14 protein-coding genes and 1 tRNA gene are annotated in these 24,473 nt (G+C 58.5%); 7 read left to right on the forward strand and 8 right to left on the reverse strand.

Going from position 1 to position 24,473, the window contains the following annotated elements; translation table 11 throughout:
• Nucleotides 1-51: 51 nt before the first annotated feature.
• A complete protein-coding gene (locus IPH10_05460) occupies nt 52-1,923 on the forward strand; it encodes a hypothetical protein (GenBank protein MBK6910365.1) in 1,872 nt (623 codons plus the stop codon).
• Here IPH10_05460 and IPH10_05465 read toward each other — a convergent pair.
• Nucleotides 1,838-3,754 carry a tetratricopeptide repeat protein gene (locus IPH10_05465; GenBank protein MBK6910366.1) on the reverse strand — a complete coding sequence of 639 codons (1,917 nt, stop codon included), beginning with the start codon at nt 3,752-3,754 and terminating at the stop codon, nt 1,838-1,840. The two genes, IPH10_05460 and IPH10_05465, sit on opposite strands and share 86 nt — an antisense overlap.
• Nucleotides 3,755-3,825: 71 nt before the next feature.
• Here IPH10_05465 and IPH10_05470 point away from each other — a divergent pair, with 71 nt between their 5' ends.
• Nucleotides 3,826-6,834: a S8 family serine peptidase gene (locus tag IPH10_05470; protein ID MBK6910367.1), complete on the forward strand. Its 3,009-nt coding sequence runs from the start codon at nt 3,826-3,828 to the stop codon at nt 6,832-6,834.
• Nucleotides 6,835-6,947: 113 nt separating this feature from the next.
• Here IPH10_05470 and IPH10_05475 read toward each other — a convergent pair whose 3' ends face one another.
• Nucleotides 6,948-7,280, reverse strand: coding sequence for a response regulator (locus IPH10_05475; GenBank protein MBK6910368.1), 333 nt, complete (start codon nt 7,278-7,280; stop codon nt 6,948-6,950).
• 474 nt (nt 7,281-7,754) lie between these two features.
• Between IPH10_05475 and IPH10_05480 the strand changes: the two genes are divergently transcribed.
• Both IPH10_05480 and IPH10_05485 read left to right on the forward strand, forming a co-directional pair.
• Nucleotides 7,755-8,927: a hypothetical protein gene (locus IPH10_05480; protein MBK6910369.1), complete on the forward strand. Its 1,173-nt coding sequence runs from the start codon at nt 7,755-7,757 to the stop codon at nt 8,925-8,927.
• A gap of 108 nt (nt 8,928-9,035) precedes the next feature.
• Nucleotides 9,036-10,694 (forward strand): hypothetical protein, encoded by a 1,659-nt coding sequence (locus IPH10_05485; GenBank protein MBK6910370.1) that lies wholly within the window; start codon nt 9,036-9,038, stop codon nt 10,692-10,694.
• Between the two features lie 623 nt (nt 10,695-11,317).
• On the opposite strand, the gene IPH10_05490 is transcribed toward IPH10_05485, so the two are convergent.
• Nucleotides 11,318-11,390: transfer RNA gene (locus IPH10_05490), tRNA-Phe, on the reverse strand.
• Nucleotides 11,391-11,781: 391 nt separating this feature from the next.
• Here IPH10_05490 and IPH10_05495 point away from each other — a divergent pair.
• The gene (locus tag IPH10_05495) at nt 11,782-14,022 is read left to right on the forward strand and encodes a T9SS type A sorting domain-containing protein (protein ID MBK6910371.1); all 2,241 of its coding nucleotides are present in this window, start codon (nt 11,782-11,784) and stop codon (nt 14,020-14,022) included.
• An 83-nt stretch (nt 14,023-14,105) separates the two neighbouring features.
• Here IPH10_05495 and IPH10_05500 read toward each other — a convergent pair whose 3' ends face one another.
• Both IPH10_05500 and IPH10_05505 read right to left on the reverse strand, forming a co-directional pair.
• Nucleotides 14,106-14,363, reverse strand: coding sequence for a hypothetical protein (locus IPH10_05500; GenBank protein ID MBK6910372.1), 258 nt, complete (start codon nt 14,361-14,363; stop codon nt 14,106-14,108).
• Entirely contained in the window at nt 14,360-15,064 is a 705-nt protein-coding gene (locus IPH10_05505; GenBank protein MBK6910373.1) for a hypothetical protein, read from the reverse strand. The genes IPH10_05500 and IPH10_05505 overlap by 4 nt, the downstream gene beginning before the upstream one ends.
• Before the next feature lie 190 nt (nt 15,065-15,254).
• On the opposite strand from IPH10_05505, the gene IPH10_05510 reads away from it, so the two are divergent.
• Together IPH10_05510 and IPH10_05515 are read left to right on the forward strand one after the other, a co-directional pair.
• Nucleotides 15,255-16,412, forward strand: coding sequence for a leucine-rich repeat domain-containing protein (locus IPH10_05510; protein MBK6910374.1), 1,158 nt, complete (start codon nt 15,255-15,257; stop codon nt 16,410-16,412).
• A gap of 15 nt (nt 16,413-16,427) precedes the next feature.
• Nucleotides 16,428-17,531 carry a glycosyltransferase family 4 protein gene (locus IPH10_05515; GenBank protein ID MBK6910375.1) on the forward strand — a complete coding sequence of 368 codons (1,104 nt, stop codon included), beginning with the start codon at nt 16,428-16,430 and terminating at the stop codon, nt 17,529-17,531.
• Nucleotides 17,532-17,651: 120 nt separating this feature from the next.
• On the opposite strand, the gene IPH10_05520 is transcribed toward IPH10_05515, so the two are convergent.
• The 3 genes from IPH10_05520 to IPH10_05530 all read right to left on the reverse strand — a co-directional run bounded on the left by IPH10_05520 (nt 17,652) and on the right by IPH10_05530 (nt 24,277).
• Nucleotides 17,652-20,732, reverse strand: a complete 3,081-nt coding sequence (locus IPH10_05520; GenBank protein MBK6910376.1) for a hypothetical protein — start codon at nt 20,730-20,732, stop codon at nt 17,652-17,654.
• A 394-nt stretch (nt 20,733-21,126) separates the two neighbouring features.
• Nucleotides 21,127-22,110 carry a hypothetical protein gene (locus tag IPH10_05525; GenBank protein ID MBK6910377.1) on the reverse strand — a complete coding sequence of 328 codons (984 nt, stop codon included), beginning with the start codon at nt 22,108-22,110 and terminating at the stop codon, nt 21,127-21,129.
• Between the two features lie 25 nt (nt 22,111-22,135).
• On the reverse strand, nt 22,136-24,277 hold the full coding sequence (locus tag IPH10_05530) for an acetate--CoA ligase family protein (protein MBK6910378.1): 2,142 nt from the start codon (nt 24,275-24,277) through the stop codon (nt 22,136-22,138).
• Between the last annotated feature and the right edge of the window lie 196 nt (nt 24,278-24,473).

Below are 24,473 nucleotides of genomic sequence, written 5' to 3' on the forward strand. Positions count from 1 at the left end.
CTGAATTAGAAGGCCGCGGGAATTAAAGTGACCGCGGCCTTTTCACTCACTATGACCAGTTACATCATCTCCGCGCGCACGGCTCTTTTGCTGTGGACTATTCTGCTGCCGACAATCGCGATCCTGTTACCAACGGGCTATTGGACGATTGATGACAGTCTGAAATCCGTGGCGTCGCGTCGCGGCGAGGCGCCGTGGAGCAGCCCGATCGCCGACGGAGAATTACGGAGCAGGTTGACGGACCCGGCGGAATACGCGCCGATGGCTCCGCCCTTCGCCGAACGCATCGAGCACGGCTTCGCTCCCGGATTCACGCCCGGTGCGCGGCTGCTGGCCCGCGTCGAGACGCTCGGCGGGCGGCGTTCGCTGATGGTGCTCACGGCTGCGATTGCGGTTGTGGCGGGCTGGCTCCTGTACCGCGCCGGACTGAGCTGGGGCTTCCTGCTGTTGCCGCTCACATTCTATGGCCTGGTCCCGTGGGAACACGGACTGGCGTTAGTGTGCTCACTGCCGTTGCTGTTCCTGGCGTTTCTAAAGGACCGGGTGACAACTCTGCAGGGCATTTTGGCTGGTGGACTAATCGTATTGGCTGCCGCGCTGCGGCTCGAACACGGCCTGCTGCTGGCTGCCGCGTTGCTTGCGCTCCTGTTCGCCAGACGTTACGGCGATTTTCTCCGTGTTGTTGCCGGGGCCGTTGCGACAGGCCTGCTTGTGTTATTGGTTTGCGGCTATCCGGAACTCATGCGGACGTGGCAACTCAATCAGCAGGCGCCGGCGTCGCGCGGAACCCTGCTGGCGGCGTACGACACGATCCTGGCGCTGGGGACGTCGCCTGCGACATCTGCCGCGATGGTCGTCGCGCTCTTGATTTCACTGTGGCAATTGGCGCGAGTGAACAGCGTTCGCGTTTTGCGAATCATCGCGTGGGGCGGCGTCGCTTTGTATGGCGTATGGGTCGTGCGCGGGCTGTGGTCGCAGCCGTGGGCGTTGCTCTCCCTGATCAACATGGGCTCGCTGGCGTTCGCGCTGCCGTGGGTGCTTTGGCTGGTTGTTCAACCTTCAGTCTGGAAACAACAAGCGATGGCTTTCGCCACCGCTTTGTTCATTGTCGCGCTATTGATGCTGCCGCAGTCGCAGGGCGTTCATTGGGGGCCACGCCTGCTGCTGTTTGTGACGCCGTTGTTTCTGATCGCGCTCTACCGTGCGCACCTTCACACTCGAACCGCACTTACGGCTCTGCTACTCTTGTCGGCGGTGCAGTCTGTCAGCGGCGCGGTCATGGTCTACGCGCGATATACCGAGTCCACGCAGCACATTTCGCGGCTGGGAAAGCACACGGGGACGCCGCTGATCACCACAACGCGCGCACATGCGCTCGACTTAGCGCCGCTGTGGGACGACCACGAATTCTTTGTGGCTGGGACGCCGGACGACCTGCGCAGTCTGCTCGTAGAGTTCTATATGCAGCGGCGAGACAGTGCGTGGCTGCACCTGCCGATCGCGGACAGCCTATTCATGCGCACGTTCCCGGATAATCGCCCCGTCTGGCCGCATCGCATGACAATTGTCAACAGCGGCAATCTCTACATGACGCATTGGCGGCTCTACCAGCTTGTGATGAACCGCGCCGATCCGGACTGGGTTCCGCTCTTGGAAACTTCAGCCGGACGCGCGCTGCAAGCCGGTGACAACAAGCGCGCACTGTTTCTACAGGATGATATTGTGACTCTCGTGCCGGATCGAGCGTCGGCGCATTCAAACTTCGCCCTGTTGCTGGCGCGCATGGGCAAGACCCAGGAGGCGCAGACGGCAGTTCGGCGCGCGCTTGAGCTTGACTCTACTTTGGCTGAGGCGCTGGAATTGGCAAATCAGCTCGGGATTGGAAATCACCCATCTTCAGCTGTCGCGAAGGCAGATGATTAGGATCGAGCGCGAGCGCCTTGTCTAACTGCTCTTGTGCTTGGCGGTCCTGGCCCATGCGCCCGTAGGCAACGGCCAGATGGTAGTAGGCCGTGGCGGACGGCCACGCATTTACGCTATAGCTAAGCGGCGCAAGGGCGAGTTGATACTCGAGGGCGCGCAGGTGTTTCTTGCCCTCTTCGAGTTGCAGCCGCGCATAGTTTTCTCGTGCGTCACGCAGCTCCGCGTCGGATTGCATGGCGTGCTGATACGCGGCAAGTGCTGCCGCGCTATCACCGGATTGTTCAAGCGCGACGCCGTAGTTATTCCATCCGCGCGCAGATTGCGGATAGTCCGTTACCAGTGCCTGCAGGATCATGCGGGCCGTATCCGCCTGACCGAGCCGTTGCTCGACAACCGCAAGGTTGAGCATGGCCAGCTCCCGTGAGCCGGCATCCGTCTGTGCAGTCTGAAAACTGGTCCGCGCGGCGGAAAGATTGCCCAGCGCAAGATAGGCATTGCCCTCCATGTAATGTGCCGAGCCTTCATCCGGTTCACGCGCATGAAATGGATTGGTGACAACGATGCCGAATCCAAGCAGCGCGGCAAGCAGTGCAGTGCGCCGGGGTTTGGAATCAAGCGAGACGAACCCGGCACCCCCGACGCCCGCCAGAATGCACAGCCATGGCACGACGGGCATCCGGAATCGTGCCGCGATGAAGAACAGGATCACCGTCGCCGCGTAGGCCAGCACGAGCACCCAGAGCAAGCGGGCCTCGGACCGCCGGGCAGACCAAAGCGCCAATAGCGCAATCGGCAGCAAAAGCGCAAAATTCAGTTGAATCAACACCAAAAGGCCCGGGGTTTGCGCGGAGAAGTAGGTCAGGTGTTTGTTATTGGATGCCTCGAAATGGTTGAAAAACAAGAGCGCCTTTCGTACCATGAGTTGAAGGGCGTGGCCTGGTTCAGCAAGTTGAAAGGCCCGCCCCTTGTCATAGTAGAAATCTGACAAGGCACCGGGGGCAAGATACTCTCCGGTTTCACGATGGGCGATTGCTGCGGCTTGTTCCATGGTCCAGAAGCGATCCGCTCCGGGGAGAATTGCCGAGACCCCATCCGCCGCTGGGTTGTTCCCAATCCAGTAGTTGACGCCGCCTTGGGTCGCGATCATAACCGGCTCGCCGCCCATGATCCAGTTGGCCGCTGTGATCGGCGCGATGGTGAGCAGCAGGATAGCCAGACCCGCCATCGCCGTCCTCCAGACTCTCGCGCGGATGGGCCAGCAGGCCGCGAATAGGGCGACCGGTGCGACCATGAGATAATTGGGTCGCGTCAGTGCGGCCAAACCCCACACGACACCGAAAACTACCGCCGACCTGAACGTGCGCGTACGCCAGAGCTCCAGCGCACTCCCTGCCGCGAGCACGGACAGAAACAGTTCAAGGCTGGTCGAGAGAATCTCCCCGCTGAAAAATATCGCCATGCCGTTGACGGCGAGAAGTGCGGCGGCAAGGCGCGCTGCGACAGGGGAGAAGTGGCGAGCAACGGCGACATAGAGTGATACGACAGCGCCAAGCTGGAGCACAATGTTGCACAGCCGCGCCCAAACCAGATCATTGGTGACGAGTGCATAGACGGCACCCAGTAGCCAGGGGTAGAGCGGAGCCCGCCACAGCGGCCACGGCCCGAAGTCGCCGTCTGCCACGCGCTGCGCCGCCTGATGGTACCACAGGGGATCCACGGCAGGGGCCCAAAACGTCGGATTCTGCTGCGCATGCCAAAGGTGCCAGACGCGCAGCAATAACGCCGTTCCGGCGATCAGCCAGAACCACTTGTCCCGAAGAATTTCACGCATAGCTGGAATATAGTCAACTGATGACCCAGAATCCAATGCCTTGTCCGCATTTGAACCAGAAGGGGGTTCCAATGTCCCGCCTATTGTCGATCCTGCTGTTGTGTATCGCGGCGCTGAGTCCGGCGCTGGCGGCCGATCTTTCGCCGACGCTGCCGGAACTGCTGCGAGCCGCGCAACCGTCCGAGAAGATCGCGGTCATCGCGTTCTTGGACAATCGTCTGACGATGGAGGAGGTCTATCCCGAGGCGAGAGCTCTGCCGATGAGCCAGCGCCGCGACTACGTCGTCCGCGTGCTGAAAGAGCGATTCGCGCAGGTTAGCCCCGACGTGATGCGCTATTTGAAATTGGAAGAGAAAGCTGGCCGCGTGTCGCTGCTGCGCCCGCTGTGGGTGCTCAACGCGATTCGCCTGACAACGACGCGCGAAGTGATCGAGAAAATGTCGAGCGACTACGCGGTCGTGACCTATATCGTGCATGACCCGGCCTACGACAACACGCTCGACATCGGCTGGGGCGTATCGGAATCAGGCGCCGTGCAGGTGTGGAATCAATTCGGCGCCACAGGCGAAGGCGTTATCGTCGGCCACAAGGACTCGGGTGTCAACTTCGAGGGCTGTTCGCGCTTTGACAATCGTATCTGGTTCAATCCGGGCGAAGACCTGAACGGTAACGGCTCACTCGATGTCGGCGAAGAGAACGGCGTGGATGACGACGCCAATGGTTATGTGGACGATTTCTGGGGATGGAACTTCGACGACGACATCAACAACGTGCAGGACAACAACGGTCATGGCACGAGAACGGCTTCCGTGATTTCGTCAAATCCGCTGAACACGGTGGCCTGCGACACGGTCGCCATGGCACCGGGCGCGAAGCTGATGGTGCTCCTCGGCTATGTCACACAGGGCGCGACGTTTGAATCCAGCCAGTACGCCATCGAGAAGGGCGCCAACGTCGTCTCGGCCAGCCTGAGCTTTAAACAGAACGAGTGCACGAGCGCGACGATCCGCGAGTGCCCGAATCGCGTTGCCCACCGTTGGGTCGCCGAAATGGAGTTGGCTGCGGGAATTATTCACGCCAATTCGACGGGCAACGACGACATTCAGAATCCTCGTCCGCTCTCGACTTCGGCTCCCTCGGATTGCCCGCCTCCTGCGATGACTCCTTGGCATAGCCAGCAGGGCGGAGTAAGCTCGGTGGTGGCCGTCGCTGCGTACAACGCGAATGGTACATTTGGTGCATTTAGCGGTGTTGGTCCGGCGGCATGGTCGCGGGCAGATTTGTGCGTGCAGCCGCGCAGTCCGTGGTGTGGTGCGGATGGAACGCCCAGCATGTTTCCCGAGGATTTTAATGACTACCCGTACAGCAACGGCAATCATGGACTGTTGAAGCCCGATATCACATCGCCCTCGGATGTCAACGCCGTGTCGGCGAATTGCGGTTGTTCATTCATCAACGGCACTTCTGGCGCGACTCCGCACGTCGGCGGGGCCTTGGCGTTGATCTATTCGGCATTCCCGGGCATCACCCCGGAGGATGCGTACTTGACGCTCGTTTACGGTGCGCTCGACGCCGGGGATATCGGACCCGACACGACGTGGGGTTTTGGAAAGCTGCGAATTCACAACGCGATTGCCCAGTCCGATGATTCCCTTGGCTCCGTTGCGGGCAATGTATCGCATGACGGTCAGCCGTTAGCCAATGTGCGCATCCGCGTCGAAGGCGCGCAGACCGTGTATACGTCCGAGGGCGGCAACTACGAACTCTTCCTGCGCCCCGGAACGTATCTTGGTGCGTTTGAGAAATTCGGTTACCAGACCGTTCAGCGTCAGATCAACATTGCAGCGGGACAAGTGGATGACGGCAACTTGACATTGAACACAGGACAAGCGGCCAGCGTTATCGTGACGGTGCGGGACTTGAGTGGAAATCCGATCACAGGTGTGTTGGTGCGCCACCCGATCAGCGGCATGGAAGTTCTCACCAATGATCATGGCAGCGCCAGCTTCGCGGAAATCTACGATGGTATGAACGAGTTTGTAATCTCCGAGAACGACGAGCGCTATCAAGTTGTCACGATCTCGCACCAGTTGACGCCCGGTCCGAATAGCTTCGCCGCCGATCTGCCCTATTCGAGCTACATCGGTCCTACGGCACCGGATGTCTACGGCTATCGCGCCTACGACGATTTGGACGGCGTCGGTGTGGATTACGATTGGATGGAATTAGCTGACGGTCTCGGGGCGAATCTCGGGCTGTCCGGTGACGGATTTGTGGCGCGCACTCTGCCGTTCAATATGCAGTTTTACGGCGCGGCGACCTCGCAGATTCAGGTCAGTGCCAACGGCCATATCGAGATCGGTTCGACGGGCTCCAACGAGTGGAGTCGCTGGCCCATACCGCGCCCGGAGTCGCCCAACAACTACATCGCCGGCTTCTATCAGGACCTGCGGCCCGAAATGGGCGGCGGAGTCTGGTATTACGAAGATGACGAGAATCACCGTGTGATCGTTGAATGGAATGATGCGCCGGAGTACTTCAACACAGGCCGCGTGACCTTCCAAATTCACCTCTACGACCCGGCATTTGTCAGTGACACACGGGGCAATAGCCTGATCGAGATCCACTACGCCGACTATCAGGGTCGAGTTGAGAGCTCAATCGGTATCGAAAATGCTGACGGCACGGACGGTCTTCAATACGCCTTCCAGCTCTTTTATGCCGACGGCGCTGCGCCTGTTCGCGCGGGCCGCGCAATTCGCTTCACAACGGATAATCTGACTGACGTACCGGATGGTTCGGTTGTAACTCCCCGCGAGTACGCTTTGCTGCAGAACTATCCGAATCCGTTCAATGCGACGACGACGTTCCGGTACAGCGTGCCGCAGCAGAGCATTGTAGCCCTGCGGCTATACGACATTACGGGCCGTCTGGTGGCGACTCTTGCCCAAGGCGTGCGCGCCGCCGGGACGCACTCCCTGAACTACGATGCCAGCAACTTGGCGACGGGACTATATTTCGTGCGGCTGGAAGCCAACGGCAGCGTGGTCGGTACCAACAAGGTGCTGCTTCTGAAATAGGATTGCGGGTTCAGTCTATCGGGCCAACAGAAAGCCCGCTGCATCACGGTGCAGCGGGCTTTTGCTATGGCGAGGCCGTGCTCGCGGCGCGGCTTACTCGGTTACGAACGGACTCAGGCCGACATTTTCATGTGCAGTTGGTCCACGGCGGCGCGCAGTTGATCCAGCGCGAAGGGCTTTTCCAGCAACGCGTCCGGGCGCGGCATGGCCATGTTCAGGGCCGCCTTGTAATGCACCCAGCCGGTAATCAGAATCACCGGTGTGTTTGGTTCATTTGCCTTGATGTCGCGCAACAGCAGCAGGCCGTTGCGGTTGGGCATGTGAATGTCGGAGATCACGAGCGCGGGGTGGAACTCGGTGAAGGCGCTCCAACCGGCATCACCATCCTCGGCCTTAACCGGTGAAAAACCAAGTTCTTCGGCAAATTGTGCCAGCATTTCGAGCATTTGGGGGTCGTCGTCTACAACGAGGCAGGTCGGCATGTGCATAATTCTATTCGCAGTTTCTACGGTTTAAAATACGGAGCGGCTATGCGCAAACGATGTGCCCGGTGTTTAGGAATTGCTGGTAGGGGAGGGGCGGAGGAGAGGCGGGCGACTGGGGAACCGGGGGGAGGCAAGTCTGAGGCGGGCGGGGTCAGAGGTGTAACACAATTCTAACAAGGAGGTTGAAGCCTCGCCACATCGGTGTGGACATGTTGACAAGTTGAGTATTTTCATGCTTTTCTCGACGTTCCGGGCGGAAAGTTAGAAGCCTATTCGTGAAACTTTACACAAGGGTTTCTCGTTCATATGATATTGAGAATGGCGGGTTTGGCTGAAGCTAAACCCTTGCAAATTTAGGGAAATGACTTGCATTTCGGTTTAGATTGTTCTATATTTGCGCAAGTTCCGCAAAGGGAAACCAAGGAGACTAAGTACATGTATCTTCGCAAAACACTGTTTGTTGCCTTGCTGCTGGCGGTGGTTATACTGCCGGCGACGTCGCACGCCACGATTTCGCGTGTGATCGGTTTGGGTGGCGCTGAGTCCCACTACATTGTTAAGGACGCGTATAACTACAGCGTCTGGCCGCAGTTGGTGCGTCACTACGGTATGCAGTCGGGCGCTGAGTTCTATGCGGCCGGCACGAATGGCTACGACTTCCAGAAGGCGTATATCATTTATGATTTCGGCGATGGCAAGTCGGCGCTGAGCTTTGCTCTCGACAAGTTGAACAGCCGTAACTACGGCATGCTGGCCAACAACGAGTTGGCGGCACTGGACAACATCGAAGGCGGCTACAACAAGCTGAACGTCACCTACGGCCGTCCGATGGGTGATAACATGCTGATCGGTGCGGCGCTGCACTTCGCGGGCAAGTCGTACTCCGCCGACGAGAATGCCCCGGGCGGCAAAGTGGACAATTCCTACAGCGAAATCGGGCTGTTGCTCGGTTTGACTGCAATGGAAGACAAGTTGGACGTTTCGTTGGGCTTCCGCAGCGGCAGCTGGTCGCTCGAGAACGCCGGCGGCACGGTAGCTGAGGCCGACGGTGCCAGCGACATTATGCTGGCTGGCCGCTACTGGTACGAAGCCAACGAGAACTACAAGATCATCCCGAGCCTCGCGCTGAACATGCACACGGACAATGCCAAGGTTGGCACGGCTGCGCATGAGTACAGCTCGTCCATGTTCCGCCTGGGTGTTGGTAACAACTGGACGCCCAAGGAAGACATGTTGGCGATCGCCGAGTTCGGTCTGAAGAGCGTTGGCGAGACGATGAAGCCGGACGGCGGCGACGAAGCGACGGATTCCGAATCCTCGATCTTCTGGCGCCTCGGTATCGAGTCGGAAATCTTCTCGTGGATGAAGGCTCGTTTTGGTGCGCAGCGTGACTGGCTGGGCGCGACCGAAGAATCGGCCGCCGGCAAGCCGGAATATTCGACGAGCGTGACGAGCACGTACCTCGGCACGACGGTTCACTGGAATCGTTTCCAGGCCGACCTGGTGGTCCACCCGGACTTCCTCGGCTATGGTCCGAATTTCGTGTCGGGTTACCAGGGCATGCTGTTTACGCGTGCCTCGGTCAAGATCAACTTCGACAAGATCTAAGCACTTTTCGTCTGCAAGACGACGACGGGCCGACTCGCAAGAGTCGGCCCGTTTGTTTTTGCGCATGCTCTTTGCTCTATACCGGGTGATTAACCCGGAGGAGAAACCATGCGTCGCAAAATGCTTGCATTCTGCCTGCTGCCGTTGCTATTTTTCGTCAGTGCGTGCGAAGAAGAGGCCAAAGAGCCGACGGACGGCAACCCGACCATAAGCATCCTGACCCCGACCGGCAATGAACTAACCGGTGTGGTTACAATCGAAGTCTTCGGCCACGACGCGGATGGCGGTGGGCTCGACCGCATCGTGTTCTTCGTGGACGACGTTGCCCAGTACACGGATCCAGATCCCGGTGCTGGCAGTCCGTCGAGCGTTTGGCAATGGAACAGCTCACTTGTCAATGATGGCGACTATGACCTCAAGGTCGTGGGCTATGACAACGTGGGGCGTTCCGGTGAAACCGAACGCCGTTATGACGTCCGCAACGCGGATGAAGCCATGGGAGTCGTGCGCTCGAACGAATCGGGCACGATCAGCACGCGTCTCGGAGCCGGAATCCGTATTCCGCTCGGCGCCGTCCCGCTCGGCGAAGAGGGCGAGAACGCGACGATGGTGTTCTCCGTCGGCCGCGACACGTCGGCAACGGCGCAGCCGCCGGCCGGGGAGACACGTGTGTCGAACTACTATCGTTTTACGCCGGGCGGTTTTGTGTTTCGCTATCCGGTCGAAGTAATGATACCGCTTCTGGACGGCGTGGACGCGGCGGGCCGTGAGGTGACGCTTTACCGCATCAACCCCACGTCCGGGCAGCTTGAGAACTTCGCGGGTGCCTATGATGAAGCTTTTGGGACGATTGCCGCGCAGACCTATGAACTCTCCACCTGGTTTGCGGCGATGGCCGGGGACGAGGGAATTGACGCGGCGGGTTGGGGTTGTGTGCAGGTGAACGCGAACGGCGGCGGCTGGATGTCACTATGCGTGGAAAGCTATCTATTGGCGAATCCCGCTCACGATCAGCTTTTCATGCCGCAGCACGGACTAAACGTCGTGTACGGCAATGACGAATTTGGTTGGGATGAATCCGGGCGCTGGTTTCTGCCTCAGGGCAGTTACACGATCTGCATGCAGCGCCAGAACGAACAGGGTGAATGGCTGCGGCAGTCGCGCTCACTGGTGATAAGCCAGCCGGCCGGTCACCTGTGGGATGGCGGCACCAGTTGTGCGGCGGTAATTGATGGCTTTGTGACGAACGGTTCACTCCCGCAACCAGAAATCGGGGCGTGTCCGTGCGTGCCTGAGGCCTCGGTGCCCGTGGGAACCGGGGATATTCAGGTGACTTTGCAGTGGTTCAATGACCGCCCGATTGACCTTGATTTGTGGGTGTATGAACCGTCGGGAGAACGCTGCTATTTTGGACATTCGCTTACAGCGACGGGTGGCACGCTCGACCGCGACAATCTCTGCGGTAACTATCAGAACGGCACGCCGGAAAACATCTTCTGGCAAACGGCTCCGATCGGTGAGTACTCGATTTGGGTGGATTGGTGGTCAGACTGCGGCAACGGTATTCCCAATCAGCCGTTCAATGTCCGCCTCGTTAATCTTATCAACGTCGAGACGTTCGAGAGCGTGCTGGGGCGCGAGCAATCCGTCGAGGTCGCTCAGTTTCAGGTCACATCGAGCGGCCTGCGCATCGCACCTCCGGGAGCGCTCTTCCATGCAGCTCCGCCTCCACGTGTATCGAAAGCAGATCACGAGGCGATTCGCTAATAGAATCGCCCCACCGCAAGCACGGTGGGGCGATTGATTTTCCGGAATGGCGAAACCCCTGACCGGTGTCAAAGTCAGGGGTTTCTAATTGCCAGGTAAACTTGCGATCATGGGTCCCGCGTCAGATCGCGCACGCACCTGGTCAACATCGCGGTGTAGGCAACCGGGTCCGTGTTATCGTGCCGGTCTATACAATCAGACGCTGACCGTGTCAATTTGTTGCAGGGTTGCGCTGGAGAAAATGTGCCCAAGAACATTCGCGAGAGGCGCACCGGTCTGGGGACTTGAATTCTCCTGCGATGGCTGCTTGAGCCTGTTATGCCGCCCATCATAACAGGGATGTTGTGGAAGTACAACGAAGATATGCAGATGCATTGGGAGGCCGGGCGCTCACCTCGAAATCTTTCCAAACCCATGTTTTGAATTGACTTTAGGGTATTGTCACCCGTACATTGTGCGCAGATGATGGAAGCGGATTAGCCATCGTCTCAATCTCCCGAGGTGAGTGAACGTGATGAGCCCCGCATCGTGCCAGACATGGCCGATGCGGGGTTCCGCACAAAATGGGGTGATTGCAAAATGCAATAAAAAAAACCCTCCGCACGAAGAGGAGGGCTTACCAGTGGCGTCTCCCAGAATCGAACTGGGGACACACGGATTTTCAGTCCGTTGCTCTACCAGCTGAGCTAAGACGCCGCAAGGGAAACCGCAATGTAACGAACGGTCAGGGAATTGTCAAGTTGCGGTAGGTTTGGCGGGTGGAAGCGGTCGTGAAGTGAACTTACGTAGTGGGATTGGTGTCTACCATACTCACTATACTTATCACAAGATTCAGATTAACAAGGGTGTAGAAAATCGTAAGCGACCCCCAGTCAGAGCTTTAAGTTGTCATAAGTCATTGCACCGGGTGCCGCGTGGCGCTACCTTGTATTGACTGCAAGAAATAGCCATGTTTCCCGTGGAAGTTATTGTAAAACGGGAAGTTTTGGGTACGATTGGGCGAAGCCTAAGCCCACGCAGGAGAGGAATGTTGGCAGGCGAAAACGAGACGAGACATTTGGATATATAAGGATCGGAGGAGCATGTGATGAAATGGCGAATGATGTTCTTAATGCTTGTGCTGGCGCTGGCGTCAGTAACAAGTGCCGCGGAACGTCCTGCTCGCAGCCCGTTGGATGACTGCGATGTTGACGACCAGATTCGGCTGGTCAGCGGCAGCGAGTTGGAGCGAACCGGCGAATTGGATTCGGACGACGATTCCGGCAGTTGCGGCCGTCGACCAACGGACGATGCGACGTATGAACTGGACGTCATAAATCCAGGTTTGTACTCGTTCGACGTGGAATTCGAAGATTGGAACGGCGCGATGTACATCACGACGGAATGCTGCGGCGGCGATCAGCTGTTTCCGCGCGGCTTGACGTACGGCAACCTTGACCGAGTCAATTGCATGTGGCTGGACGAGGGCACGTATTACCTGACCATCGAAGGCCGGTATGGCTATCTCTTGTCGGTATACTCGTGCGACAATCCGTGCGACGACAACGCCCTGGAACCGGGGTTCACGTACAGCGAGGGTTATGTCACGTTCCTCGATCGCACGGACGCGAATTCAGATCATGAGCATTACGACGGTCCGTGGGAAATGGAGGGCGCGCCGTGCCAGCAGTCGAGCGCGAATCCGGACAATCAAATGGTCGGTTTCGGTTTTTACAACTGGTACAATCAGGACTATGGCTGGTCGCATTTGTTTGATCTTGAAGGCCTCGAGTGCCTCGATTACTCAATTGACTCGGCCTTCGTCGTAATCTGCGCGTACGAGAACGACAACTGCGAAGAATTCGGCGAACCGTCGCGTTACTACTCGGATTGCCAGTTTGACGCCGTGCTCTCGGAAGGTGATTTTCTGGGCGCGTTGAATCCAGATTTATATCCGGGAACCAACCTGTCCTATTCTTCGACGCGTCTCAGTGTGCCGGTGCAAGCGCTGGAAGACGGCGTCGTGGAGGTCTTTCTGGATATTGACGCCGGTTCGACTCAATGTGCGTGGGCGACCACGGTACTGAAATCCGAACTGTTGGTCTACATGAGCTGCCGTCAGATTCCGCCTGGACCTGAAGGCTACGACTTGGGCGACCTGCCGTTCCTTGACAACAATAACGAGCCATGCTACCCGACGGGTTCGGTGCAGCAGGGTGGTCCGGCCAACGCCGTGTTCGCGGCTGAAGATCAGGTGGCGTGGTTGGGCGAATGCGTCAATCACGAGCTTGTGCCAAACACCGTTGACGAGGACGGCTGCGACGATGGCGTGTATTTCATTCCGTCGGACCGTCCGGGCGGCGCATGGTACCCCGGTGATGAAGTGTGTGTGGAGATTATGGTCTCGACCGGTCCGGCATACAATCCGAACGTCCCGCTCTACTTGTGGGGCTGGAAAGACGGCAATCTGGACTGCGACTTTGATGACCTGCTTGAATCGCCCAACGGCGAAGGCTTCCAAAGCGAGTGTATCATCCCCGGCCATGCGGTGCCGCCGATGGGCCCGAATCAGTCGCAATTCGTCACGGTATGTTTCGGTGATCCCGGCGTCTTGAACATGGGCCACTATGACGGTCACCTGCGCTTCCGGTTGATAACGTGCGAACCGGGGAATCAGGATCCGGCGCGTGATGTGTGCGATTGCTTCACCGCGCAGACTTACATTGATGATGCGCTTGGCGAAACTGAGGACTTCATCATCACCGACCTGCAACTGCCGATCGAGCTGCAATCGTTTACGGCCAGCGGCGCCGAAGGTCGTGTAGTTCTGAGTTGGACAACCGCTACGGAACAGGCGAACGACGCGTTTGAAGTGCAGCGTTGGTTTGGCACTCGCTGGGAACGCGTGGGCCATCTGGTGCCGGGTGCGGGCAACAGCGCCAGCCAGAATAACTACATCTTCGCGGACAGCGACGTTGAAGTCGGGACAAGCTACCGCTATCGTCTCGTCACCATTGACGTCAACGGCAATCGCATGCCGGTCGGCGAGGTGGAGAGTCTGGTTGAGCCGATCAATACGACGGTCAATAGCTTTGCGTTGCACCAGAACTATCCGAATCCGTTTAACCCTGCGACACAGATCACTTACGATCTTGCCAAGGCGACGGATGTTAGCTTGACGGTCTTCGATCTGTTGGGCCGCGAGATCGCGACTCTGGTCAAGGGTCCGCAAGCCGCCGGCCGCTATGTCGTGGACTTTGACGCGGCGGGCCTTCCGAGCGGTATGTACTTCTACCGACTTGAGACGGCGCAGTTCACGGACATGAAGAAGATGGTGTTACTGAAATAAGGCAATCCGATCTGCCTGAACGAAGAACCCCCCGGCGCCTGCTCCGCGCCGGGGGGTTCGCTTTTTCTGTGCTGCGGAATCTGTCAGTTAGAGGCCTGCAAATGCGCGAGAATCTTGCCGCGAGTGCCGTCATTCAGATTCAGCTTCGCGCTGTACTTCTCGACATAGCCGATCCACTCCTCATCGGTGTGCGACTGCGGGTTGCGCAAGGCGTGGCACGAAGCACAGTTGGCGCGATAGAGACGCTCACCTTCGCTGAACTCCCGCGCGGGCCGCGGATGCTGTGCGGCGCAACCTCCCAGCAGCAGTCCGAGTGCAATGAGCAGCCGCAGGGGGCTCACAGGTCAATCCCTGTAATAAACCGGACGCGGGCGTCATCACTGTCTTCGGTAAGACCCGCTGCGACGCCGACGGTGATCCAGAATCCGCCGGAGGCATAGGAGACCGTGGGTCCCGCGTAGCTGGCTGTTTCGGTCTGGTCCTCTTCAAATTCCATGCGCGTTGTTGATTCGAGACCGGCGACGAATTTCGGGTGGAACTCCCAAGAGGTGCCAACGTCAAGGCCAAGCTCATGCTCTATGTCCGGCGCAAAGAAGTACTCCCAGACCGGATTGACGGCGAGATTCCAACGCTCTACCGACTTGGCGAGAATCAGTTTCGCTTCGATCTTGTTGGGCGCGGATGGCTCGGTCTTGCGATTGTATTCAAGATAGAGCAGCGGGTCCATGAAGTACTGGCCGACTTCGCCGAAGCGATAGCGCGAGCGCAATTGCCAGGCATCCCATTTCATGGAGCCGCCTTCGTTCTGAACGAAGATCTCGTATAAGGACGCATCCCAACGTGGCGTCAGGCCATGTTCGAGCTCGATGCGAAGCTCCGTCTGGTCAACTTCGCGCAGCTTGCTTGTTTGGTAGAGTTCCAGTTCGGTATTGCCTGCGGGCATGGTCTGATATTGGTAGGTCCAGACATAGTAGCGGCGGTCGGCCAAGGCGCTGGAGAAGTAGGCGAGCAAGACGACGATTGCCCAAAGAATGCGTGTCATGTGTGTGAACTCGATGAAAATGTAAGACAATTCTAACAAGATGTACATGAATTAACGACTTTTCACAATAAATGTCAAGTATGTCTAACAATAAGCGAGTTTGGTGACTATGTTGCACTCGCTGCGAACGTTTGTCTTTCGCGCACGAGAGTCGTAAATTGTGGTGCATCCACGTAGCAAGGAGGGAAACATGCGCGTGCTTACATTGTGGCTGATCCTGACCGCCCTTATTCTCTGGGGCTGCGAACGCGACAAGACGATAACCGGCGCGACTTCCGGCAGCGAGATCGTGACCTTTCCAGACAGCGCGCTGGAAAACGCTGTGCGGGCCGCGCTGCAGGAGCCGACCGCTCCGATCACGTTGGGCGATTTAGAGGGGATGACCGAATTCGAGGCAGCGGAATGGGGTATCACGGATTTGACCGGGCTTGAGAACATGCGGTCGTTACAGCGGCTGGTCCTGACCAGCAACTCGATTGACAGTATCCCGCAGGTGGCCGGGATTACGACGCTGCAAGAGATTGTGCTGGACTACAATGACGTAGACGATCTCGGGCCGCTGCAGAACCTGCCCAATCTGCGCATTGTGCGTGTTCGGGGGAACGGCGCCGGCAGTCTTACGCCGTTGTCCAACAGCGGCCATTTGACCCATCTTGACGCGGCGTTCAACGGCATCGAGGATACGGAGCCGCTGCGCAGTTGTCCGCAGTTGCAGGTGCTCGATCTCAGCGGCAATCCGATCCCGGACATCAGCTTTGTCGTGGATACGCGGCTCTTGCAGTCGCTGGCGATCACCGGCTGCCCGGTGACGGATCTGAGCCCCGTGACCTTTGCGCCAAATATTCACGATTTGATTATTGACGACACGGAGATACAGGATATTTCGCCGGTCAGCGCGCTTCGATTTCTGGTGCACTTTGACGCGTCGTACGACTCGTTGCTTTCTTTAGAGCCGTTGCGGTCGCTGACGGGGATCACGCAATTGATGCTGCGCGACTGCGGTCTGACATCCATCGAGCCGCTGTCGAACCTGACTTCGATCACGGTTCTGATGCTGCCGGGCAACAACATCACCGATATCTCGCCGCTGGACAATCTTGACGAGTTGGTCTGGCTGGACGTGGCCAATAACGCGATCACGTCCGTAGAAGCATTGAACGACGTGGCGACGCTGGACTACGTGTCGCTGTCGAACAATTTCATCGAGAGTGTGCGCGCTCTGGAGGCCAACCAGGGGTTGGTGGAATTCGATCAGATCTACCTGTACTCCAACCCGCTGTCGGACAGTTCCAAATTTGTGTGGATCCCGCGGCTGGTGGATCGCGGCGTAGACGTTTACTATCAGTAGCGAGACGACGACTCCGTGCGGCATTGGCTGATTACTACGACGCTGAACAACAATCTGCTGAAGGCTAAACTGCCGCCGCTATTGGCCGCTCTGCCGGACTTGGAGATTACGTTTGTCAGTGATCGTGTCGGTCCGCCGATGGAGCGCGTGCGCTGGGTCGTGCCGCCGCGCTGGTTGCACCGCCTGACCGGGCGGTTACTATCGCGCGAACTGGTCCTGTGGCGTGAAATTGGCCGGAGGCGCGTGGAGCGTGTCATGGTCTATAATGCCGTGCCGCACCTCCTTCTGGCATATTGGCCCGCGCGGTTTTTTGGAAAGAAGCTCGACGCGCACCTTATCGCGGGACGACTTGATCTCGATTTTGCGAGTCGTCCCGACGTCATGGTTAATCGTGTGGTCCGGCGGCTGAACAATCCGAAGTGGATCGAGGCGCTGGTGCGCGGGATTGCCTTTCGACACTGCTCGCGGCTGTTTGTTCCGGGCGTGCGGGCGCGCGATTTTCTGTTGGAAATGGGAGTGCCTGCGGAGCGGATTGTCGCGATTCACAGTGCCGTGGATCCGCAGGTCTATTGCCCGGACGGTCGGGAACGGGATATTGACGTGCTGGTCATTGCGAATTTACAAACGCGCAAGCGCCCTGAGCTGACGGTGCAGATTCTGGAGGGTGTGTTGGCGCGCAAACCGGATGCTAAGTTCGTCTGGATCGGCGACGGGCACATGCGCGACGAGGTGCGCGAGTGGGTGGCGGCATCTATGATTCGTGAGGCCGTGCAACTGGTTGGGCACACGGACGACGTGCTCGGCTATGACCGGCGCGCGAAGGTCTATCTGCTCAATTCGGTTTCCGAGGGGCTGTCGTGTGCTACAATGGAAGCGATGGCCGCGGGTGCGGTGCCGGTGACCAGCGATGCCGGGGACATGGCTGAAGTGGTGCGCTCGGGTCAGACGGGCGAGTTGATCATCGAGGGCGATCGGCCCGCGCCTTATGTCGAGGCGATTATGAGGCTGCTCGACGATGAAGCCCTGCGCTCAGGCTATGCCGAGGCGGGCCGAGAGCTGGTCATCCGCGAGCACAGCTTTGACGCTGTCACCCGCGCGTGGAGAGAATTGGAGAGTTGAGGAGAGGATTGGAGGAAAGCGTGATGTTCTGAGAAGAATGCGCGCGCATCCCAAAACACGGAATGTCAAACGGGGCGCCCCTTGCGGAGCGCCCCGTTTTTTCGTGCGGTTAGTTCGTGATTACTGGCAGTTGGCAATCACGACGAACTTCTTGTAGGTGGCAAAGCCCACCGGCAAGGTAATCTGCTCCAAGCCCGGGCCGGCCGTGATCGGCTGGCTGACTTCGAGCGTGTAGTCCGGATCGGTACCACCGTCCGGATTGTCATCGGCGTTCGGGCTGGTCGCGCTATAGACCAGGTAGGTGGCCGACTGCGGTGCTTCGAAGTTCAGCCACGCACCCGCGTTGCCCGGAGCATTGTAAACCGTCAGGTTGGTGATCGGGTTACACGGCGGCGGGCAAGCACTCAAGCACAGCGACATGCTGAACGTTTGAGCTTCCAGTACACCCGCAACGCTTCGCTGCGCAGCAATACTTCCTAGGTCACTGCTGCCCCAATAGAACGCGCAGTCTTCTGGTGTGCCGGTTGAAGTCGCCTGGATGCTTACCCAGCCACTAGTCAATGTGCAGCACTGCTCCGGTGGGAAGTTGTAGGTGTAGGCGAGCGCTTCATACGTGTCGTTGTAGATGAGGCCCGACGGATCGCCCGAAAGTTGAGCAGTAACGGTGCAAACCGGGTTCGACGAGATTCGCGGCACGCCGGCGCTGTCCGACCAGAATTCGATCAAGAAGGTCATCGGGTTCTCCGCACAGACCGTGAAGTCTCCAGGTATCAAGGAAAGACCCCAAACCGTCAGTCGATCCACGCCGGTTTCGCCCGGCGCGAGCGAATAACTTTGATAGTACTTCACGTCTACTTGGGCATCAGACGGCCCGAACGTCCAGCCGCCCGTCGGGAGAGTAACCGGCTGGCTGACAGCGGATCCGGCCGGGCACTCGTTGATGATGTCACACGGCTCGCAGCCGAGCGTCAGGGTGTACTTCGAGCCGCACGGCGCATTGGTCAGGCCCTGCTGCGGCGCAGTGATGATATAGTAGTTGCCAGCCGGAACACACGCGCTGACAGTGTGGGTGCTGCACTCGAAGGCCGAGCTAAACGAAATGGTCGTAGACGGGCAGTCCGTGGTGATCCACAGATTGTTCGGCAGTTCTCCCTGGGCCGTCGCGGTCAAGCGGGTCGGCTCGGTGAGCGTAATGCGGTACCAGTCAAGATCACGGAAGCCCGAATCGTTCCGGGTGTAGTAACCCCACGAACCGCACTTGGTGTCGCCGCAGGCGATCGTCTCAACCTGCACGGGGCTAACGTTACAACCATCATTTGTGCCGACAAAGCCCGGACCGCAATCGGCTTCGGCTTCGTTGTCACCGCACGTAATCGGGCACGGCTGGCAGCAGGTGACGGCGATATTGTACTGGCCGACGTCAGCGGCCGAGAAGCCGCTTACGAGCAAGAAGTAGGTGCCGGGTGTGAGATCAACGCAGCGAATAAACGACAAGCCGCCGACGGTGCCGCACAGGTCGTCGTCTTCGGCAGTGAAGGCCACGCAGCAGTTGTTGGCATCGAACAGGAACATGCGCTGGTCGTAGACTTCGGGACCGTCACAGCCCTTGAAGTTGTAGGAGCCGGCGGTGTTAATCGTGAGCTGCCACAATTCGCCCGGAATGCCGATGCCGCAGGGATCGCCGGCACCCACGGTCGAGCCGGTGATCAGCGGCGATGCGCCGGCGCACGATACGGTCGTGCTGAAGTCAGGGATGCAGGTCACGAGTTCGCAGCCAAGCGACATGTAGTACGGGGTTCCGCACGGAACGCCCGTCGTGAAGGCCGTCGAAACGTAGGCCCAGTAGGTACCAGCTTCGAGGCGGCCGGTCAGCACAAGCGTTGAGCACGGCGATTCCACCGCACTGCCGAGCACGACGAGGCTATCGCATTCAAAGCCCGCCGGGCCCGCCTGAATGATCGCGCCGAGCACGCAGAATTCAGCGGTAATGCTGAGCGTGACATCGGTGGTCTGAGTAATTGTGAACTGCCAGAAGTCGTCGTCGGAGTTGTTCACGCCGCCAACCGTAAACGTGCCGGAAGTCCCGCACACGGTCTGGCCGCAAGCGATGGAGCTGAAGTTCTCAGCCGCGGCGAAGCAGCCGCCATTCGTCACGTCTACGTACTCATTGGCACAGGCAGGCTCATTTTCCTGAATCGAGCCGCCCGGGCAGGTGATGTCGCAGGCGACTTCATTCGAGCATGTAATCGGCGTGCAGGCCGCATTGGATTCACCATAGACGGTGAAGTTATAGAAGCCGGTCGTACCACCCGTGAAGAACGTCGTGTGATCCGTCCAAGAGCAGCCGTTGAAGACCCATTGCTCACACAGCGGACGGGCCACATTGCTCCACAACACAGTCGGCCAGAGCGAACGGAACGCGCCGCCCGTGCCACCGTTGTCACCGGGGCCGGTCCAGCTCACGTATTCGATCGAAACGAAGAACGGCCCGTTGACGCAGCCCTGAACCGGAACAGTCAGGGTGCCCAATGCGCCCGCGGTATTCGTCGTCGTGTAGCTGACGAGCGCGGATGTTATAATCGCGTTGCCGGGATTCTGACACGAGTCGGTGCCACAATTGGAAGTGTTATAGACAACGACGCGATAGGTTGCCGTACCAGCACCACAGGGGCCAGTGCAGCCAAAGTCACCAAATGCAGCGGCATTGGCCACGACGAAGCGCACGGAGTCAATTCGGTACGGGAAGTCGGGCGAACCCGCGCACGAGGGAGCGGGATTGATCCAACCGGAGAAGGCGAAGCCCTCCGCAGCGTTGAGGAAGCCCGAGAAATTGTTCGAACCGTTGGCGATCGTGCAGATAATGTCGAGCGAGTTGTTGTCATCGCGCGGCTCATCAATCGGCATGTTCGGCAGCAGATCCGACGTGGTGTTCACAGAAACGGGGCGATGCTCCGCGATAAACTCCGACATGGTCTGACCCTCCGGGCGCACGTATTTGCGGCCCGCAAAGGGATTGTAATCAGCCTTGGTCTTGGTTGCTGCAACGCCGTCGGTCGCTAAACCGGTGGCTTGGACGCCATTGACGACGGCTGGTTTCGACAGGGCATTGTTCGCGGTCGTCTGCTTCGCGGTTGAAAACGCGAAAGTCACGACGCACGCGCAAACGACTACGGCTGTCCATATCAATTTGTTTTTAATCATATTACGCTCTCTCCTCGATCATGTTTTGGGCTTGGTCACGGCCCGGGGTTCTTGTGAACGGTTCAATACCGCTTGATGAGACTCGTTGTTCACGCATCATAGGGGAAATATACGATTCGCTCAGATATTTCTCAGCAAATATGACCACAATGCGAAGTTTTCTGCGCAGCCAGTTTTCGCCAAGCAAAATGTCCAAGTTCATTGAAAATTGAACTTGGACACAAATGAGCTGCGAAGGGTGCGTCGCACATATTCTGCGGCTTAAAACATGCCTCTCAGCTATGTCCTGAAACCGTAAGAATTGGGGAAAAGCGGCGTCGTGATGGGTGTGAATCTGTGACGAATCATGCAGAACATGGATAGTCACTTCGGCTATGCCGCTACCGGACGACTGCTACTTCATCGTCCGCCAAATTCTGAGAATCTCAAGCGGCAGGTCGCGTCGGGCTCGTTGGAAGTCGTGGGCGTTCGCTCCTGGCAGGACTCCAGCGGCGGCTCCCTTGTGGCCATCACCGATATTGAGCTGCCGCACGATCTCGCTCATGTCTTTGCGGTGCTCGCGCTGCTGCATGGTCAAGGCCAGCGATAGGCCAACCGCAATATCATTGGTCTTGCGGCCCTGTTTAAACACCGGCTTCAGCTCAACGTAACCCAAGGCGTGCGGATCCACGAGACCAATTAATTTCTTGTCAATGCGGGCGGGTTGACTGAACGAGGTCATGTCGACCACATAGAGCTCGCCGTCAGCATCCTCCGGGAGGCGCAAACGGTACTTCTCGATATTATCGAGCATCCGCTGTTCCGTGACGCCGTACTGGGCGGCCCGTTCGATGATCAAAGGCTGATCAGCCACCTCTTCAATGGGAAGGTCACGAAGATCGAAGACCAGCGACCGTAAGAAATCCGCGTGTTCGAAACGCGACGCCGACGAGCATTTGATGGCGCGGTCAATTCGGTTGGCCGGCGTATCCGCGCGCCAATCGTCCAGAGTGGGAAAGCCGAAGCTGTCAATTACATCAGCGTCGGCGGCCAAGCGGACGAAGTCGGCGGGGATATCTTCGCCTTTCTCGGCGAAGTAATCGAAGATCACGCGCACGCATGAGGGCGCTTCGGCAAACCGGCCGGGGATCGTTGCGGGATCAATATTGCGCAGGCGCAATTCATCGAGATTACCGGCATGGTGATCAAACCACATGCCGCACACCAGCGGGTATGGCAGGTCGCAAACGATGTCCGCGAGGGTAATAGGAATCTCGGCTTTGGCAATGGTAATCGGTCCGGCAAAACGAACGTCGGACAGATCAAAGCCCCACGACAGCAACGCAGCACCGGCGATGCCGTCAAAGTCATCGTGTGTCACAATCGAGGTCAAATCCATGCGCAGGGCGTTCGGTTTGGTTCGTTCAAATATGGATGGTCATGCGAGCGTCCACGACGATGCTCTCCTGCCCGACGGGGAAGGCCAGCAACGGGTTGACGTCGAGTTCAATAATGTCAGGGAAATCGAGCGCAAGCTGTGAAAGTCTGAATAGCAGATCACGCATACGGTCGAAATCTATAGACTGCTCGCCGCGCACGCCAGCCAGAATCGGATAGCCGCGCAGGGCCGTGATCATACTGTCCACGTCCGATTCGGTGAGCGGGGCAAGCCGGAAACTGACGTCTTTCAGGACCTCAACGTAGATGCCGCCCATTCCAAACATGATGAGCGGGCCGAAGTTCGGGTCAGCGTGGATACCGAGCACGATTTCGCGTCCGCCCTGAATCATGGGTTCGAGCGTGACGCCCCACGCACGCGGCGGATTGGGCAGCGCGGTGAGCGCATCGGCGATATCGTCCCAAGCCGCTTCGAGATCGGCCTGCGTACGCAAATTGAGTTTGACGCCGCGCACATCGGACTTGTGGGTAATACCCTCGGCGGCGATCTTCATGACGAGCGGGAACCCCACAGACTTGGACGCTTTCGCCAGATGATCGCGTTTGTCCACGAGCTGGATATTCAGAACGGGGAACTGATAGGCGCGCAGGATCGCATTCACTTCGGCCGGCAGGAGCTGCTTGCGGTGCTGCGCCCGGGCGTCGTCAATCGTCTTGCGCACGCTGGCGCGGTCCACATCGTCAAACGACTTTGTCGTGCCATGCTGTCGTTGCTGAACCTGCTGGTACTTTACCATCGCGGCCAGCGACTGCACCGCCGATTCCGGGAAGATGTAGACGGGCAGACCGGCATTGCGCAGAATCGGCGTGCCGGACATGTCTCCGTCGCGGGTCATGAAACACACGAGCACGGGTTTATGCAGGTGCTTGTTGCGTTCATAGGCGCGCACTATCGCGCTGGCGACATCGCGCGAATCCGAGGTGATCGGCAACACGAAGATGACGATCATCGCATCGGTATTGGGATCGTTGAGCAGGATGTCACCGACGGCTTCGAAGTGGGTAGCCCCGGCGCTGGCGACCATGTCCACCGGATTGCGGGCGCTGGCGAGATCGGCCAGAACCGCCTTCAGGCGCGCGGTGGTCTCGGGCGAAAATTCGGTCATGGTCAGGCCTTCGCCTTCAACGGCATCGGTTGCCAAGATGGCAGGGCCGCCGCCGTTCGACATGATGGCCACCCGTGATCCCTTGGGCAGCGGCTGCGCGGCGAAGGCTTGCGCATAGTCAAACAGCTTCTCCACGGTGTCCACACGCAGAACGCCGGCGGACTCGAAAATCGCGTTAACCGCGACATCAGAGGCGGCGAGGCTGGCCGTATGCGAGCTGGCGGCGCGAGCGCCGGCGCGTGTGCGGCCCGACTTCACTGCGATAAGCGGCTTGGTCCGGGTCATTTCGCGGGCCACTTTCATGAATCGCGCGGCATTACCAAAGCTCTCGATGTAGAGTAGGGCAAGTTTGGTGCGTTCATCGGCATTCCAGTAGGCGAGTACGTCGTCCACGGAAACGTCGGTTCGGTTGCCCAAGCTGACGAATGACGACAGCCCTAACTGCATGCCTGCGGCGCGTTCGAGAATGGCCACGCCCAGCGCGCCGCTCTGTGACAGGAAGCCGATGTCGCCGGGTACGGGCATCGGCCCGGCAAAGGTGGCGTCCATGCGCACGGCCGGATCGGTATTGATGATTCCCATGCAATTCGGCCCGACCATGCGAATCCCATAGCTCTTGACACGTTCGAAGAGTTGGCGCTCAAGCGCGGCGCCATCGTCGCCGGTCTCGGCGAACCCGGCGGTAATCATCACGATAGACTGAATCCCCTTGCGTCCGCAGTCATCCACGGCTTGCAGGACGAGTTTCTTGGGTACGCAGATCACCGCTAAGTCCACCGGGTCGGGGATTTCGAGGACGCTGCGATAGGCCCGCATGGAGTGCACAAACTTGGCGGACGGATTGACAGGATAGACGATGCCGTTAAAGCCGAAATCAAGGATTTTGCGGAGCATATCGCGGCCAATGGTGCCGGGTTGACGGCTGGCCCCGAGCACGGCGATGGAGGACGGGTTAAAGACGCGTTGGACGTCGGCGAGATTGAGAGGGCTGTTGGTGTTCACAAATAGGAAATTAAGTGTAGGAATGGCACTGGAAGCCCCAATTTAGCCTACTCTGACCACTCTTGCAACTTGTATCCCGGGTGTACCGGGCGCGCGGAAGCTGACAGAACGGGTCGAATTCGGAGGCGGTGCGGCGCGGCGGTTGACAACGGAGCTTATGCACCCTATATTGCTGCAATGCACATATTGGTCAGCG

The sequence above is a fragment of the bacterium genome (genome assembly GCA_016702305.1).
Taxonomy (GTDB): Bacteria; Electryoneota; RPQS01; order RPQS01; family RPQS01; genus JABWCQ01.